This is a genomic window from Vibrio sp. 2-2(8), assembly GCF_963888495.1.
GTDB classification, from domain to species: Bacteria; Pseudomonadota; Gammaproteobacteria; order Enterobacterales; family Vibrionaceae; genus Vibrio; species Vibrio anguillarum.
The window spans coordinates 14,060-30,906 of sequence record NZ_CAWPJM010000055.1 but is presented as its reverse complement, the minus strand read 5'-3'; the positions used below and the strand labels follow the sequence as shown (position 1 = coordinate 30,906).

Below are 16,847 nucleotides of genomic sequence, written 5' to 3'. Positions count from 1 at the left end.
ATTGGGATTCAATATGGCAGAGCAGACGCTTACTTGGAAACAATCAGGAGTTCGCTGGCTATGGCTAGCGCTTCTGGTCTTTACCTTTGATGTCGGTATAAAGCTGATGGTCATGGATAACATGGGGTATGGTTGGGCAAATCGCATCGAAGTAATGCCTTTTTTTAACCTACTTTATGTACATAACTATGGTGCGGCATTTAGCTTTTTAGGCGATCAAGCGGGTTGGCAACGTTGGTTGTTTACCGCTATTGCCTTTGCGGTGACGGGGCTCCTCACTTACTGGATGAGTAAGCTGCCTGCGCAAGAGAAGTGGCATAATATCGCTTATGCCATGATTATTGGTGGCGCAATCGGCAACGTGTTTGATCGTATCGTGCACGGTTTTGTGGTTGATTATCTTGATTTCTACTGGGGTAATTATCACTGGCCAGCGTTTAACTTGGCTGACAGTGCCATTTGCCTTGGTGCAGCAATGATTATCCTTGATGGCTTTCGTAAAAAAGACGATGCGCACTCATAATGGCTAAAATAGTTGAATAACCCTAAGCGCTGTCTGTTGATTCAGGTGGCGCTTTTTGTTTACTCTTCATCTCTAAAAATACGGTGGCGATAGGCGTACTAAAAACGGGCATTTTTATGTCGTTATGGATGCCTTGTCTCCACACTAAAATAAATAAAGAGAAATCACGTGACGACGATAAAAGCAAACAGTGCGGTAACCCTACACTTCACCATTAAATTAAAAGATGGCTCTATTGCGGATAGCACTCATAATATGGGCAAACCAGCTAAATTGGTTATTGGTGATGGCAGTCTAAGCGACAATTTTGAGTTGTGCTTAATCGGTCTGAGTGCCGGAGAATCCAAAACCATTGAGTTAAAAGCCGAAGACGCGTTTGGTTTGTCTAACCCAGATAACATCCACCATATGGATCGCGCCAAATTTGCCGGTAATACTGAGGTGGAAGTTGGCACGATTATGGCGTTTAGTGGCCGCGATGGCTTAGAAATTCCTGGCATTATCACCGCTATTGCGGGCGATTCGGTAACGGTTGATTTTAACCACCCACTTGCAGGACAAGATGTCATTTTTGATGTTGAAATTTTGTCTGTAGAATAATTGGCAACTTGCGATAACCCTATTCAATGAGCAATGAAATGAAAATATTGTTAGCCAACCCTCGTGGTTTTTGCGCCGGTGTTGATCGTGCGATCAGCATTGTTGAACGCGCACTTGAGCTGTATCAGCCTCCGATTTATGTACGACATGAAGTGGTGCATAACCGCTTTGTGGTGGAAGGGCTGAAGCAGCGCGGGGCCATTTTTGTTGAGGACTTACACGAAGTACCTGATGACAATATTGTAATCTTTTCTGCTCATGGCGTTTCGCAAGCAGTGAGACTTGAAGCGAAAGCGCGTGCATTAACCGTGTTTGATGCCACTTGCCCTTTGGTGACTAAAGTGCATATGGAAGTGGCTCGAGCCAGTCGCCGCAGTATGGAAGTGGTATTGATTGGCCATGCAGGTCATCCTGAAGTGGAAGGAACCATGGGCCAATACGCCAGTAAAAAAGGCGGCATGTACTTGGTTGAAAAACCGGAAGATGTTGAATCACTAAAAGCTATCGTTAAAGATCCGACTAATTTACATTATGTTAGCCAAACCACCTTGTCGGTGGATGAAACAGCCGATGTGATTGATAAATTGCGTGAAGTGTTTCCGGATATTCAGGGACCACGTAAAGATGATATCTGTTACGCGACACAAAACCGCCAAGATGCGGTGCGTCAACTTGCATTAGATGTTGATTTGGTGGTGGTGGTGGGCTCGAAAAACTCATCAAACTCTACGCGTTTAAAAGAATTGGCGGAAAAGATCGGAACGCCGGGTTACTTGATTGATTGCCCTGAAGATATTGATCCAACGTGGTTTGATGGTAAGAAAACCGTTGGCGTCACGGCCGGCGCATCGGCACCCGAAGCATTAGTGAATCAGATCCTAGATCGAATTAAAGAGCTTGGTGCTCAATCGGTTGAAGAAGTGCTTGGACGAGAAGAGAACATGTTTTTTGAAGTGCCCAAAGAGCTGCAAATCAAGCAAATCGACTAGTCAATAAAAAGTATTTGTAGACGTACCAATAAAAGAAGAAGGGCTTCCAAATGGAAGCCCTTTTCTATAACGCAAGCGAAGCGTCATTCACACTATGCAGTTTCTGTGACTGCTTTCGGTTTTTCTTCATCGGTAAGTTCGATGTCGCCTTTACCTTTGGAGATTCTAATTACATATATGGTTACGGACAGTGAGAACAAAATACCGGCAATGGTTGATGCTTGCATCGGTAAGCCAAAGCCTAATGCACTGTTATTAAGAATGAAGGTGGCACAAACCGTGGTCATAAACATCGCGGGGATAGTCGCAATCCAATGCAGTTTGTTATGGCGTAGTAAATAGGCGGAAGCGGTCCAAAGCATCATTACTGCTGTGGTTTGGTTGGCAAAACCGAAGTAGCGCCAAATAATACCGAAATCCACTTGAGTGAGAATGGCACCCAAAACAAACAGCGGCAGTGCCATGAACAAGCGATTACGCAGCGTTTTTTGTTCCATATTGAAATATTCAGCCAAGATCAAACGGCTAGAGCGAAATGCAGTGTCGCCTGAGGTGATGGGTAGGATAACCACACCCAAGAAGGCGATGATGCCGCCAAACACACCTAATAAGCCAAAGGATGCGCTGTACACAACGTTACCTGGGCCGCCGTTTTTCACTGCTTCTGATAATCCTTCCAATGAGCCAAAGAAAGAGAGTGCAATCGCACACCAGATAAGTGCGATAATGCCTTCACCAATCATGGCACCGTAAAACACGAAGCGGCCATTTTTTTCATTTTCCATACAGCGAGCCATCAATGGCGACTGAGTTGCATGGAAACCAGAGATAGCACCGCAAGCAATCGTGATAAAGAGCGCTGGCCAAAGTGGTAGATCGTTCGGGTTCATGTTGCTGAACATGTCGCTCATTTCAAAACTGCCCATCACAGTGTGTTCACTGGAAAGTGCAATCGCGGTCATTAAGCCAACCGACATAAAGATCAACAATGCGCCGAACAGTGGGTAGAAACGGCCGATGATTTTATCGACAGGAACGATGGTGGCGAGAATGTAGTAAGCGAAAATGATCACCACCATTGAGGTCATGCTCACCGTTAGACTCGTTTGCTCGTTAATCAGATTGGTGATCATCCCTGCAGGCGCAGAAACGAAAACAACCCCCACGAGCAGTAACAGTACAATGGCAAAAATGTTCATAAAATGTTTGGCGCCATTGCCTAGGTAACGGCCGGTAATGGTAGGCACTGAAGCGCCGCCATTGCGTACCGACAACATGCCTGAAAAGTAGTCATGCACCGCACCTGCAAAAATACAGCCGACGACAATCCACAACATTGCCGCAGGACCATAGAGTGCGCCCATGATTGGGCCGAAAATTGGGCCTACGCCAGCAATATTAAGCAATTGTACCAAGTAGACTTTTTTGGTCGACATAGGAACATAGTCCACGCCATCACTCATGGTGTGGGCCGGTGTTTTACGGTTCTCGTTAATACCAAATACTTTTTCTACAAAAGCGCCGTAGATAAAGTATCCGGCTAGTAGGGCTGCGACACAGATAAGAAACCACATCATAGCAATTGTCCTTTATGAATGAATTAAGCTCACTGTGGATAATAAAGGGCTCTGTGACGAGAAACATCTGCTTTTCCAGTGAGCGGCACTATAGCCAGTTAAGTGGCTATTTCACACAATAAGTGGTTTAAGGCTCGTCTCATCATCTGGATCAATAATGCTTTGCTGCTGGGAGGCAATGAGTGGCATCTTACAAGCAATCTGCTAGGCTAATTGAATGAAAATAAGAACTTAAGGACAACAATGAAAAAATTAAGTGTATTGTGCGCTGCTATATTGATGGTTGGGTGTGCGGCCTCTGATGCTGAATTAGCACAAAACGGAGATTGGCAACAAATTGGTTATCAAGATGGAGTCACAGGTCATACTCAGCGCAGCTATAAAAAGCTTTCTGAGCTGGGTTTGGTGCAACAAGCCGATTACGAAGCGGGATACGTTAAAGGGCTAAGCGAGTATTGTAACCCCAATTTCGCCTATCAAATTGGATTGTCAGGACTATATTATGAAGGTGCGTGCGAAGGAACCGAGCAAGCACAGCGCTTTCGCATGGAATGGCAACGGGGTTGGAATGAGTTTTCTAATTAACCCACCTATTGATGGGTTATCCATTTAAGATATCGCTATTAGAGAAAATATATGCATGAAGAGTTTATTGCTTTAGCTATTGCAGCCATTGGCGTTCTTGGTTTGACGTGCCAGTGGTTAGCATGGAAGTTGCGTCTTCCTGCTATTTTATTTTTATTAATTGCGGGCATTGTCGTTGGTCCGTTGACTGGGTGGTTAGAACCTCAGCAGCTATTGGGAGAATTATTATTCCCTTTGATTTCTCTTGCGGTTGCGGTGATTTTGTTTGAGGGTAGCCTCACACTCAACTTCAAAGATATTCGCGGCGTCAACCACACTGTGTGGAGCATTGTGTCGCTTGGAGCCCTAGTTTCATGGGGAATAACCAGCGTTGCGTCGTATTATTTATTGGACTTTGATTGGTCACTTGCGCTGCTGTTTGGCAGTTTGACCGTAGTTACCGGGCCGACCGTCATAGTACCGCTGCTACGTACCGTGCGGCCAAATGCTCGACTTTCTAATATATTGCGCTGGGAAGGAATACTCATCGACCCGTTGGGTGCACTGTTTGTGGTGATGGTGTATGAGTTTATTATCTCTAGCAGTGAAGCGCATAGCTTATACGTTTTCTCTTTAATTATTGGTGTTGGTTTAAGTATAGGAGCGGCCGCTGGCCAAGCCGTCGCTGTCATATTGAGGCGAGGCATGTTGCCTGAATATTTACAGCCTTTTGCTGTATTGGCTGTGGTACTTGGCGTCTTTTCCGCTTCTAACGCCATCGAGTCAGAGTCTGGCTTACTGACGGTGACGGTGATGGGGATGTGGCTGGCAAATGCTAAAAACGTCAATATTCAGCATATTCTTCATTTCAAAGAAAACCTGACTATTTTGCTAATCACTGGCCTCTTTATCCTTTTGGCTGCACGCATCGAGCTGGCTGATTTCCAAGCATTAGGGTGGAGTGCATTGCTGTTGTTGGTGGTAATGCAGTTAGTTTCCCGTCCGATGTCCATTTTTATTGCAACCGTGCGCAGCTCATTATCTTTCAAAGAGAAAGCTTTTTTGGCTTGGGTGGCGCCTCGCGGTATTGTGGCTGCTTCTATTTCTTCTCTATTTGCTATCAAACTGACAGCGGCAGGTGTAGAGGGAGCGACACTATTAGTGCCTTTAACGTTTATGGTCATTATTGGAACGGTGATTTTACAAAGTGCGACGGCGCGTCCTATTGCAATGGCATTGAAGGTGGCAGAACCTGCTCCGCGTGGTTTTTTGATTATTGGTGCGAATGACGTCGCTCGAGCGCTTGGAAAGGCGTTTGCGAAATATGATTGTCGCGTTGTGCTCACCGATTCTAACTGGGACTACATTAGTCAGGCGCGAATGGCGGGGCTAGCCAATTATTATGGTAATCCGATATCAAGCCACGCCGATGAATATTTAGATTTGATTGGTATTGGTCATGTGGTTGCACTTAGCCCTGATAAGCATTTCAATATTATGGCTTGCATGCATTTTCTCAGTGATTTCGGTGAAAAACGCGTATTTTGTTTGAACGATCATGCCAATGACAATAGTAGCGATAAACACAAAGTGGCTCAGGAATATCACGGTTTATCACTTTTTAATGGTGAAGTGAGTTATAAAAAATTAGCCAGTTTGATCAACCAAGGTGCAGAAATTAAGCACACAAAACTGAGCGAAAGTTTCACCTACCAAGATTATCTCCAGCAGAACAAAGAACATTTTGTTTTGCCACTGTTTATGGTGAACGTCAAAGGCCGTATCCAGATGCACCATTCTATTCAGGAGTTTTTACCTACGGAAGGTGAAATAGTCGTCTCGTTGATCAAACAGAGCCAGAGCCACTAGTGGCTCTCGTGTTCACTTTCCATTGCCCGGCGAAGAAAACCATCAGACTCCGTCAATTTATCCATAGCTTCTGCATAACTTAACCCCGTCAAGTGCATCAATATCGCTACTTTTACATTGTTGTTGCTTTGGGCTAATAAGTATTCAGCCTCAGCGCGTTCACAGTCGGTTGCTTGCATCACAATTCGCACCGCTCTGGCGATGAGTTTTCGGTTAGTGGCCTTAACATCGACCATTAAATTTTGGTAACTCTTACCAAGACGGATCATGCTAGCGGTGGTGAGCATGTTGAGTACCAGCTTCTGCGCTGTACCGGATTTTAAGCGCGTTGAACCGGTCAGAGCTTCTGGCCCAACGACAGGGCTAATGGCTATTTGCGCCAATTCTGCAATCGGGGAATCCGGGTTACATGATAGGGCAATGGTTGTCGCGCCCAAATCATTAGCATACTCCAAGGCACCGATGACATAAGGTGTTCGCCCACTAGCGGCAATGCCAACAACCACATCTTGATCCGTAAAATGAATACTTTTGAGATCTTGAATGCCGAGTTCTGCGCAATCTTCCGCCCCTTCTTTAGCACTGAACATGGCCTCTTTCCCACCGGCAATCAAACCAATCACCATCTGATCGCTAACTCCAAATGTTGGAGGGCACTCTGATGCATCAAGAACGCCTAATCGACCACTGGTTCCTGCGCCAATGTAGATTAATCGACCACCATGTTTGAATGCATAGGTAATTCGATCCACGGCTAAGGCGATCTCCGGAATGACTTTTTCGACGGCCAGCGGAACGTGTTTATCTTGTTGATTGAGCCGTTCTACAATTTCTTGTGCTGATAGTAAGTCAATATCCATTGTGTCAGGGTTGCGACCTTCGGAAATAAGGTGAGAAAGCGCAGAGAGCAGCGCGTCATTAGTCATACCATTCCTTACTTATTAATGAGTAAAATAGACCACACCCAACGAAGCGAGAGCGCTTGCTCCGGTTACTTCTGGTAGATTGCTGGGTAAATTATGCAGACGACGTTGAGCAAGCCAAGCAAAAGCCATCGCTTCCATGTAGTCACTATCCACCCCTTTATCGCTGGTGGGCATGATGCGCCAGTGTGCTAAATGGGCCTGCAAACGTTCAACCAATAGCGGGTTACGGGCACCGCCCCCACACAGCAGCAATTCCGGCGCTGGCCCACATTGGTAGTGTGCGACTTGCGTGGCGATGGTGAGTGCTGTGTATTCACAGAGTGTACGTTGCACATCTTCTGCTGCTAACGAAAACTCAGCCAATATCTGCTGAAGCCAAGGGAGATTAAACAGCTCGCGACCTGTACTTTTCGGTGCATTCAACGCAAGGTACGGCTCTTGATTGAGACGTTCGAGTAGTGGTTGGTGTACCTTTCCCGATCTCGCCCACATGCCATTATCATCAAACTTATGGCCTGTCTGTTCAAAGCACCACGCATCCATCAACATATTGCCCGGGCCCGTATCGTAGCCTAATACTTTTTGCTGCGGCCGCAGTACCGAAATATTAGCGATGCCGCCAATATTGAGTACTACAACGCTCGAATCGGTTGATTTGAAAATGGTGTCGTGAAATGCAGGGACTAATGGAGCTCCTTGGCCGCCGAGCGCCATATCTTTGCGACGAAAATCAGCCACTGTGTCGATGCCAGTTTTGCTGCTGATGATATTGGCATCACCGAGTTGCATCGTAAAAGGCGTATTATCGTTGGGTTGATGAAAAACCGTTTGGCCATGGCAGCCAATCGCGCGAATATCGCACGCTTGATAGCCTGATTGAGCCAGTAAAGCGATGACTGCATCAGCAAACAGATGGCCGAGCAAGTGGTCTAACTCGCCAATCTCTTGCACATTGGTTGATTGCCCAATACAGACATTCAGCAAACGCTGTTTGAGATCTTCTGGCATTGGGAAATCAGCGTGAGCCAATAAACGAATTTGGTTGCCATCCATTTCGACCAGCGCTGTATCGACACCATCCATGCTGGTGCCAGACATCACACCAATGTAGCGTTCAATGCTCTTCATTCGCTTCTCCTTCAACTCAAAAACAAAATCATTGTAATAGAAATTCAAAGCGAATAACCTCGTTAAATTAACTGTTTAAGTAAATTTTTGGAGTGAGCATGGGACCGTTGTGGCTAGATGTGGCAGGCTGTGAATTGAGCGCTGAAGACAAAGAGATTCTTGAGCATCCCACTGTCGGCGGGGTCATTCTTTTTGCGCGTAATTATCACGATAACGCGCAGTTGCTTGCGCTTAATAAAGCGATTCGCCACGCAGCAAAACGTCCGATTTTGATTGGTGTCGATCAAGAAGGTGGGCGAGTACAACGTTTTCGTGATGGGTTTTCGCTGATCCCTGCCGCGCAGCAGTATGCCAAGCAGAATAATGGTGAAGCATTAGCTCGCCAAGGTGGCTGGCTGATGGCGGCGGAGTTGATTGCTCATGATATTGATCTCAGCTTTGCTCCTGTATTGGATAAAGGTCATGCGTGTAAAGCGATTGGTAATCGTGCTTTTGGTGATGATGTACAGAGCATCATTCGCCACAGTTCAGCCTATATGCAAGGTATGAAAGAGGCTGGCATGGCAACAACAGGTAAACACTTTCCCGGTCACGGCGGGGTAATCGCTGACTCGCATCTTGAGACGCCCTATGATGAGCGCAGCACGGTGATGGAAGAGGACATGGCAATATTCAAAGCGCAGATTGAAGCTGGAGTGCTCGATGCCATGATGCCTGCGCATGTGATTTATCCTCACTATGATGATCAACCTGCCAGCGGCTCTGCGTTTTGGTTGAAGCAAGTACTTCGCCAGCAGTTAGGGTTCAAAGGATTAGTCTTTTCTGATGATTTAACAATGGAAGGGGCATCTGTCATGGGCGGTCCTGCCGAGCGCGCGCATCAATCGCTAGCCGCTGGATGTGACATGATTTTAGTGTGCAATCAACGCGCAGCTCAAATTGAAGTATTGGATAATTTGCCGATTTTGGACGTGCCAGCGGCTGAGTCTCTACTCAAACGTCGTGCTTTTAATCTTCCTCAACTGCAAAGCACTGAACAGTGGAAACAAGCCTCAGAAGCGATGAAACGACTGCTTGGTGAGTAAAAAAATGGCGCTGTGCGTGAAAGCTTCAGCGCCGTTATTTTCTATTCGTTGCGGTTAGTGAAAACCCAGAACTTCTTTTAAATTTTTTAGATAACGTCGGCTGACGGGCACTTTGTGATCACTAAGGGTGATGATTTCCGCCAGCCCATTGTCCAATAATTTGATCTCTTTAATGGCCCTAGTATTGATTAAATACTGGCGGTGACAACGAACCAGTGGCGTTCTTTCTTCCAAAATTTTGAGCGTTAATTGGCTGGTGGCTCGTTGTAAATGGGTTTGCACATGAACACCACTGATGTCGCTCAAAGCAAACTCGACATCTTTGGTGGCAATGATCACAATTCTATTTAATCCAATGCAGGGAACTTGATCTAACCCTGCTGGTGATAAAATCGAAAAATCCTGCTTTTTGTGCCCTTGGCGAACTAAACGTTGCAGCGTTTTCTTTAAGCGCTCAGGGTCAACTGGCTTGAGTAGATAATCAAACGCATTTTCCTCAAACGCTTGCAGTGCATACTGATCATAAGCGGTGACAAACACCACATTGGGCATCGTATCTGGGTCAAGCATCCCTAGCAGCTCAATGCCAGTAACTTGTGGCATTTGGATGTCGAGAAACACCACGTCTGGCTTTAGCTGATTGATTTTTTTTAACCCTTCGATCGCATTACTGGCGTGACCAATCACATCAACATCGCCCGTCTCTTCTAGTAGCTCAGTCAGTTCTTCCCGAGCGAGCAGTTCGTCATCAATAACCAGTGCCGATAGCATGTTATTCCCTTAGTTAAATCCTTGATGAGGAATGAGAAAGCTCATTCGTGTGTATTGATTAGCCAATACTTCCGTTTTTAGTGCGGCTTGTTCGCCAAATTTATTAGTTAAGCGTTTATTGACAATTTGCATGCCTAAACCATCGTAATCTTCATTCGGAGCTTGGTAACTGCCCGCATTATCTTCCACTACAATTTTGTATCCTTCCGTTTGCGCTTGGCTGTAGATTCGTACCCGTCCGCCTTCTAACAAGTTAGAGGTGCCGTGCTTTATCGCATTTTCTACCAGTGGCTGTAGAGTAAAACTGGGTACATTGCGCTCAAGCAGTAATGCATCATCAATGGCGATATCCACTTCAAGGCGATCGGCAAAACGCGCTTGTTCTATGGTTAAGTAGGCTTTGACATGTGCTAATTCTTCTTTAAGAGTCACTGTCTCAATATTTTGTTTGAGGTTACTACGAAAGAAGTGCGAAAGATGCTGGATAAGTTCTCGCGCTTTGTCGGGATCACGGCGGGTGATGGCACTAATGGTATTGAGCGCATTAAACAGAAAGTGAGGGTTGACTTGAGCATGCAGCAGTTTGATCTCGGCGCGAGAAAGCAGCATCTGCTTTTGTTGGTATTCGCCGTACAGAATTTGGCTCGACAGTAATTGTGCAATCCCTTCCGCCATTGACATGTTAATGGTTGAAAAAAGCTTACGTTTCGGCTCGTACAGCTTTATGGTTCCAATTACGCGATCACCTGCTCTAAGTGGAATGATTAACGCTGAACCGAGTTTGCAGTTTTTAGAGAGTGAGCATTGATAGGGGGAATCTTTTCCGTCGAGATAAATAATGCGGTTTTTGGTGATCGCATCGAGTGTACTTTGTGAAGAGATGGGCGTATTGGGTTTGTGGTGATCGTCACCAATACCGATAAACGCGAGTATTTTTTCTCTATCGGTGATGGATACCGCGCCAACATTGGTCATTTCGTAAACAATTCGAGCGACTTTACCTGCATTGTGTGGATTAAAACCGTTGGCCAAAATGCCAACTGAACGCTCAGCAATATTCAGCGCGCGACGAGAAAAGGTGGCGGAGTACTCTTCAAAAATGGTTTTTCTGTCTTGTAAAATGCTCATGAATAGCGCTGCGCCGACTGAGTTAGCGATGATCATGGGCGCGGCGATGGTCGAGACTAAGGCGTATGCATCAACAAACGGTTTAGCGACTAACAAAATCACCAACATTTGCACTATTTCAGCAAACAGTGTTACGGCAAAAACAATGCTGGGGCTAAACAGGAGTCGCCCTTTGCCCTTTCTCAGTAAATAGGTGTGCAGCAATCCACCAATCAAACCTTCTGCAGTAGTTGAAATGGCGCATGCCACATCGGTAAAACCGCCTAAAGTGTAGCGATGCATACCGCCAGTAAATCCAACCGCAAACCCCACAATGGGGCCACCAAATAACCCACCCATGACAGCACCTATCGCCCGCGTATTGGCAATCGCATCGTTGATCTGCAAACCAAAATAGGTGCCCATGATGCAAAAGAGGGAAAACAAAACATAGGTACTGATTTTGTGGCTAATTCGACTGGAAATGTTAAGCAGCGGCAAGAAAATGGGTGTTTTACTCAACATATAAGCGAGAACGAGGTAAACACACATCTGTTGCAGTAAGGAAAGAATTAAATCCATGTCAAAAACCCGTTGGTTTGGTGATCCCCTTTTCACTTGAAGCTACAGTAGTATTGGCTTTGTTCATTTTCCTAAGCGTAGAGTTTTCTATATACATTAGGATTTATGTACGAATGGCCAGACTGTAACACCAATCTCTTTGGGTATGATTTACGATTCATCCTCACTATTTTAGGTGAGATAGAGAGAATAAAATACGCGTCAGCTTATATTTTTTGCTTTAATAGAAGATAAATACGTGTGTAATTTTATTTTTACACATTATGTTTTTTTAAATTTACACTTGAAATGTTTTTAAAGCCTGTTAATTTGTCTTTTATTGGTGTTTAGGTATGCAATAAGATTTTGTGTAAACAAATAATTACAGGTGATGAGATGCAAAAAAGTGAACTAAGTAATATTAATATCAGTGATGAGCAAGTGCTGATCACTCCGGAACAATTAAAAGCTAAGCTGCCGCTCAGTCATCAAGCTCGCCAGTTCATTCAACACTCTCGTCAGACAATTGCCAATATTATCCATAAAAAAGATCACCGTTTACTGGTGGTGTGCGGTCCTTGCTCTATTCATGATATTGATGCGGCAAAAGAGTACGCAAAGCGCTTGAAATCACTCTCAGAGCAGTTGAGTGATCAACTGTACATTGTCATGCGTGTTTACTTTGAAAAGCCGCGTACAACGGTTGGCTGGAAAGGGCTGATTAACGATCCTCATCTTGATGGCAGTTTTGATATCGAACATGGTTTACACGTTGGTCGTCAATTGTTAGTTGAGCTAGCGGAGATGGAGATCCCTCTGGCGACCGAAGCGCTTGATCCGATCAGCCCTCAATATTTAGCCGATACATTCAGCTGGGCGGCGATTGGTGCACGTACTACGGAATCCCAAACACACCGGGAAATGGCCAGTGGTTTGTCGATGCCGATTGGGTTTAAAAACGGCACCGATGGCAATTTAGCAACGGCAATCAATGCGATGCAGGCGGCATCATCCAGCCACCGCTTTATGGGCATTAATAGTGAAGGGCAAGTGGCCTTACTTACCACTCAAGGCAACCCAAATGGGCATGTCATTTTACGTGGCGGTAAGCAAACCAACTACGATTCAGTGTCGGTCACCGAGTGTGAGCAAGAGATGGCAAAACATAAATTGGATGCCTCGTTAATGGTGGATTGCAGCCATGCTAATTCACGTAAAGATTACCGTCGTCAGCCGTTAGTCGCTGAAGATGTGATTCATCAAATTCGTGAAGGAAATCAGTCTATTATTGGCTTGATGATTGAAAGTCACCTCAATGAAGGTAATCAATCTTCTGACCTTCCTCGCAACGAAATGGAATACGGTGTATCGATTACGGATGCCTGTATTAATTGGCCATCAACTGAGGCACTATTACGACATGCTCATCAAGAGCTCGTTCCGTTCTTAGAAAATCGCCTAAAAAAAGGTGAATAAAGGGAAGTGCCATGGCTGTTGAACTTAACGAATTACGTGATCAAATTGATGCTGTCGATAAACAAATGGTCGAGCTGCTTGCACGCCGATTAGCTTTGGTTGAAAAGGTGGGGGAAGTCAAGAGCCGACATGGTCTACCGATTTATGCTCCTGATCGAGAAGCGGCGATGCTAGCTTCTCGCCGCGCTGAAGCGGAAAGAAAAGGCGTCCCGCCACAACTGATTGAAGATATTTTGCGCCGTACTATGCGTGAATCTTATGCCAGTGAAAAGGATTCTGGCTTTAAGTGCTTAAACCCAGAGCTGCGCTCTGTGGTGATTATTGGCGGTCATGGTCAACTTGGTGGTTTATTTGGCCGTATGTTCAAACTGTCGGGCTATCAGGTGAAAGTATTAGGCAGTAAAGATTGGCATCAAGCCGATGAGATACTGCATGATGCCGGTTTGGTTGTAGTGACGGTTCCTATTCACTTAACCGTCGGTGTGATTGAAAAACTTGCTCATTTGCCTGCCGATTGTATTTTGTGCGACCTCACATCGATTAAGTCTAAGCCGCTACAGGCGATGCTTAAAACACACTCTGGCCCAGTGGTTGGATTACACCCAATGTTTGGTCCAGATGTCCCTAGTATGGCCAAGCAAGTGATCGTCTATTGCGATGGGCGAGGAGAAGAGAGTTATCAGTGGTTGCTAAAACAGTTTTCGATATGGGGAGCGAGTTTGTGCCAGATTGATGCCGCAGAACACGATCACGGCATGACCTTGATCCAAGCACTGCGTCACTTCACTTCGTTTGTATACGGTTTACATCTTTCTAAAGAAAATCCGAATATCCAAAAATTACTGCAGCTGAGTTCACCGATTTATCGTTTAGAACTGGCGATGGTTGGACGGCTTTTTGGTCAAGACCCTCACTTGTATGGCGATATCATTTTCTCATCGGAAGAGAACGTTGAGATGATAAAACGTTTTCATGCTTGTTTTGGTGAGGCGTTAACCTTACTTGACGGGCGTGAGAAGCAAGCTTTTGTGGAAAACTTTAGCAAAGTGAGTGATTGGTTTGGCAGTTATTCACAACAATTTATGCTTGAAAGTCAAAACCTGTTAAAACAAGCGAACGATGCCATTCATCGTGTTTAAGGCTGTCTGAACGGCGAGTGCGGTTGTTGTGAATACGGCCGCCGCTCATTCTTCCGGTTCATCCCCTAAATCAGACAAGTATTCCAGTTCGCGATGGAGCAAACTTTCATCACCCATGTTCAATTCAACTAAACGTTTCAAATGGCCAATACTTTCAATATCAATGTGATTGATGCTGACACGAATAATGTTGTTTTGAATGTGGATCAACTTGGCGACTAGATTAATAGTGACATCGCTGTCTGGTAGTGTGAAATGGACTTGTGCCATTTCATTGAGCACTAATTTGTCCGCGTCAGGGCATGAGAGCAATAACCCATGCAGCGACAAATCCTGAATCGTTGTGGTGACGGTATGTTTACCTTGCAATAAGGTGGCAGGCATCTGATAGATGATGCGTGAAAAGCGACGTCTTTCAATCATGGTACTCTCTCTTGTTGAGCGTTGACCTGTGCCAGCTTCGGCTCTGTATCGATCATTGAAAAATTATACCCATTAAGTTTAGACCTAATTGAAGGCAGTGTCGCGAATCCTGCATCTTGTTGTGTGATGCGTGATGTACAAGTAATAAAAAGGCCGCAATAGATTGCGGCCAGAGACTTCAAATACAGAGTTATTTGGTCATACGCTTGTATTTAATGCGGTGTGGTTCAGCCGCTTGAGCGCCCAATGTCTGTTTTAACCACTCAGTGTATTCGCTGTAGTTGCCTTCATAGAATTTCACTTCACCTTCATCACGGTAGTCCAGAATGTGGGTCGCAATACGGTCTAGGAACCAACGGTCGTGCGAGATAACCATGGCGCAACCAGGGAATTCCAGCAGCGCTTCTTCCAATGCGCGTAGCGTTTCAACATCCAGATCGTTGGTTGGTTCGTCGAGTAATAGGACGTTACCGCCAGCTTTAAGCAATTTGGCTAAGTGAACACGGTTGCGCTCACCACCCGATAGCTGACCGAGCACTTTTTGTTGATCGACACCTTTGAAGTTAAAGCGAGAGCAGTAAGCACGCGCAGGAATTTCAAAATTGTTGATCTTGATAATATCCGCCCCTTCAGAGATCTCTTGGAAGACGGTATTTTTGTCGTTCATGCTGTCACGGAACTGATCAACCGAGGCTAATTTCACGGTTGCGCCCAATTCAATTTCACCAGAATCTGGTTGCTCTACGCCACTTAGCATTTTAAACAGCGTTGATTTACCCGCACCGTTAGCACCGATGATGCCGACAATCGCTCCTTTCGGCATGCTAAATGACAAATTATCAATCAGTACACGATCACCAAACGATTTGGTTAAGTTACGAACTTCCAATACTTTGTCACCTAAACGTTCGCCCGGCGGGATGAAGAGTTCGTTGGTTTCATTACGTTTTTGATGTTCAGTATTATTAAGTTCTTCAAAGCGTGCCATACGTGCTTTGGATTTTGCTTGGCGGCCTTTCGGGTTTTTACGAACCCATTCCAGCTCTTTTTCAATCGTTTTTTGGCGAGCACTCTCTTGAGATGATTCTTGCTTTAAGCGTTCATCTTTCTGTTCGAGCCACGAGGTGTAGTTACCTTGCCAAGGAATGCCTTCACCGCGGTCAAGTTCTAAAATCCAACCAGCAGCATTATCAAGGAAGTAACGGTCGTGGGTGATGGCGACGACTGTGCCTGAATAGTCGACAAGGAAGTGCTCTAGCCAAGCAACAGATTCCGCGTCTAAGTGGTTGGTTGGTTCGTCAAGCAGCAGCATATCTGGCTTTTCAAGTAGCAAACGGCAGATCGCCACACGGCGGCGCTCACCACCAGACAAAACGGCGATTTTAGCATCCCATTCTGGTAGACGAAGTGCATTGGCCGCACGTTCTAAAGCGTTCTCTAAATTATGGCCATCTTTGGCTTGAATCAGAGCCTCGAGCTCACCTTGCTCTTTGGCTAACGCATCAAAATCGGCGTCGGGTTCTGCATATGCCGCATAAACAGCATCGAGGCGAGTTAGTGCGCCAGCCACATCAGAAACGGCCTCTTCCACCACTTCACGCACGGTTTTTGATTCATCCAGTACTGGTTCTTGAGGCAAGTAGCCGACTTTCAATCCTGCTTGCGGGCGTGCTTCTCCATCAATATCGGTATCGATGCCAGCCATGATACGTAACAGGGTGGATTTACCTGAACCATTGAGACCTAAAACACCGATTTTAGCTCCAGGGAAAAAGCTCAGAGAGATGTCTTTGAGAATTTGACGCTTAGGCGGGACAATTTTACTCACCCGCGACATGGTATATACGTATTCAGCCATTGCCGATTGTTCCTAATCTTAGTAACAGAAGAAAGTGGTCATTTTATACCAAAGCGATCGCATTTGTTACTAGGTACCTAATTTTTAGAGCTTAGATGGTGTTTTTCATCGATAAAAAAGTAACGAAAGATTAAGTTACTAAGTTCATATGTCGCACTTTTATGAATTTAATATTATTTACATCTATGGCCTTTACTTTTTTATCTAGAATCAGCGTAATGAAACGGAAATTCCCTTGCTTTGGATAGGAC

15 protein-coding genes are annotated in these 16,847 nt (G+C 45.3%); 8 read left to right on the top strand and 7 right to left on the bottom strand.

Translation table 11 applies throughout. The annotated features are described in order from the left end of the window. The first annotated feature begins 13 nt into the window (after positions 1 to 13). From lspA to ispH, 3 genes are all read left to right on the top strand, one after another. Positions 14 to 523, top strand: coding sequence for a signal peptidase II (lspA, locus tag AACV12_RS17605; protein WP_026029102.1), 510 nt, complete (start codon positions 14 to 16; stop codon positions 521 to 523). Positions 524 to 691: 168 nt separating this feature from the next. Next, on the top strand, positions 692 to 1,123 hold the full coding sequence (fkpB, locus tag AACV12_RS17600) for an FKBP-type peptidyl-prolyl cis-trans isomerase (protein WP_013857554.1): 432 nt from the start codon (positions 692 to 694) through the stop codon (positions 1,121 to 1,123). Between the two features lie 26 nt (positions 1,124 to 1,149). After that, the gene (ispH, locus tag AACV12_RS17595; protein WP_017047896.1) at positions 1,150 to 2,112 is read left to right on the top strand and encodes a 4-hydroxy-3-methylbut-2-enyl diphosphate reductase; all 963 of its coding nucleotides are present in this window, start codon (positions 1,150 to 1,152) and stop codon (positions 2,110 to 2,112) included. Positions 2,113 to 2,204: 92 nt separating this feature from the next. Here the strand turns inward: ispH and AACV12_RS17590 are convergent, their stop codons facing one another. Then, a complete protein-coding gene (locus tag AACV12_RS17590; RefSeq protein ID WP_170901105.1) occupies positions 2,205 to 3,689 on the bottom strand; it encodes a carbon starvation CstA family protein in 1,485 nt (494 codons plus the stop codon). A gap of 243 nt (positions 3,690 to 3,932) precedes the next feature. Here AACV12_RS17590 and AACV12_RS17585 point away from each other — a divergent pair, with 243 nt between their 5' ends. Both AACV12_RS17585 and AACV12_RS17580 read left to right on the top strand, forming a co-directional pair. Further along, positions 3,933 to 4,274, top strand: coding sequence for a DUF2799 domain-containing protein (locus AACV12_RS17585; protein ID WP_170901103.1), 342 nt, complete (start codon positions 3,933 to 3,935; stop codon positions 4,272 to 4,274). Positions 4,275 to 4,325: 51 nt separating this feature from the next. Further along, positions 4,326 to 6,122: a cation:proton antiporter gene (locus AACV12_RS17580; RefSeq protein ID WP_094149661.1), complete on the top strand. Its 1,797-nt coding sequence runs from the start codon at positions 4,326 to 4,328 to the stop codon at positions 6,120 to 6,122. On the opposite strand, the gene murQ is transcribed toward AACV12_RS17580, so the two are convergent. Both murQ and AACV12_RS17570 read right to left on the bottom strand, forming a co-directional pair. After that, complete coding sequence (murQ, locus tag AACV12_RS17575) at positions 6,119 to 7,048, bottom strand: N-acetylmuramic acid 6-phosphate etherase (protein WP_013857549.1); 930 nt, start codon at positions 7,046 to 7,048, stop codon at positions 6,119 to 6,121. The two genes, AACV12_RS17580 and murQ, sit on opposite strands and share 4 nt — an antisense overlap. Positions 7,049 to 7,063: 15 nt before the next feature. Further along, positions 7,064 to 8,176: an anhydro-N-acetylmuramic acid kinase gene (locus AACV12_RS17570; protein ID WP_170901101.1), complete on the bottom strand. Its 1,113-nt coding sequence runs from the start codon at positions 8,174 to 8,176 to the stop codon at positions 7,064 to 7,066. Between the two features lie 98 nt (positions 8,177 to 8,274). On the opposite strand from AACV12_RS17570, the gene nagZ reads away from it, so the two are divergent. Further along, positions 8,275 to 9,261: a beta-N-acetylhexosaminidase gene (gene nagZ / locus AACV12_RS17565; protein WP_038220500.1), complete on the top strand. Its 987-nt coding sequence runs from the start codon at positions 8,275 to 8,277 to the stop codon at positions 9,259 to 9,261. A gap of 54 nt (positions 9,262 to 9,315) precedes the next feature. Here the strand turns inward: nagZ and btsR are convergent, their stop codons facing one another. Together btsR and AACV12_RS17555 are read right to left on the bottom strand one after the other, a co-directional pair. Continuing rightward, positions 9,316 to 10,032: a two-component system response regulator BtsR gene (btsR, locus tag AACV12_RS17560; RefSeq protein ID WP_017046291.1), complete on the bottom strand. Its 717-nt coding sequence runs from the start codon at positions 10,030 to 10,032 to the stop codon at positions 9,316 to 9,318. 9 nt (positions 10,033 to 10,041) lie between these two features. Continuing rightward, positions 10,042 to 11,721, bottom strand: a complete 1,680-nt coding sequence (locus tag AACV12_RS17555; protein WP_026027451.1) for a sensor histidine kinase — start codon at positions 11,719 to 11,721, stop codon at positions 10,042 to 10,044. A gap of 375 nt (positions 11,722 to 12,096) precedes the next feature. Between AACV12_RS17555 and AACV12_RS17550 the strand changes: the two genes are divergently transcribed. Beyond that, positions 12,097 to 13,176: a 3-deoxy-7-phosphoheptulonate synthase gene (locus AACV12_RS17550; RefSeq protein WP_047690207.1), complete on the top strand. Its 1,080-nt coding sequence runs from the start codon at positions 12,097 to 12,099 to the stop codon at positions 13,174 to 13,176. 11 nt (positions 13,177 to 13,187) lie between these two features. Next, a complete protein-coding gene (gene tyrA, locus AACV12_RS17545; RefSeq protein ID WP_017043283.1) occupies positions 13,188 to 14,315 on the top strand; it encodes a bifunctional chorismate mutase/prephenate dehydrogenase in 1,128 nt (375 codons plus the stop codon). A 45-nt stretch (positions 14,316 to 14,360) separates the two neighbouring features. Here the strand turns inward: tyrA and AACV12_RS17540 are convergent, their stop codons facing one another. Continuing rightward, positions 14,361 to 14,738 (bottom strand): PilZ domain-containing protein, encoded by a 378-nt coding sequence (locus AACV12_RS17540; RefSeq protein WP_013857542.1) that lies wholly within the window; start codon positions 14,736 to 14,738, stop codon positions 14,361 to 14,363. 190 nt (positions 14,739 to 14,928) lie between these two features. After that, complete coding sequence (ettA, locus tag AACV12_RS17535) at positions 14,929 to 16,596, bottom strand: energy-dependent translational throttle protein EttA (protein WP_010319161.1); 1,668 nt, start codon at positions 16,594 to 16,596, stop codon at positions 14,929 to 14,931. Positions 16,597 to 16,847: the final 251 nt, after the last annotated feature.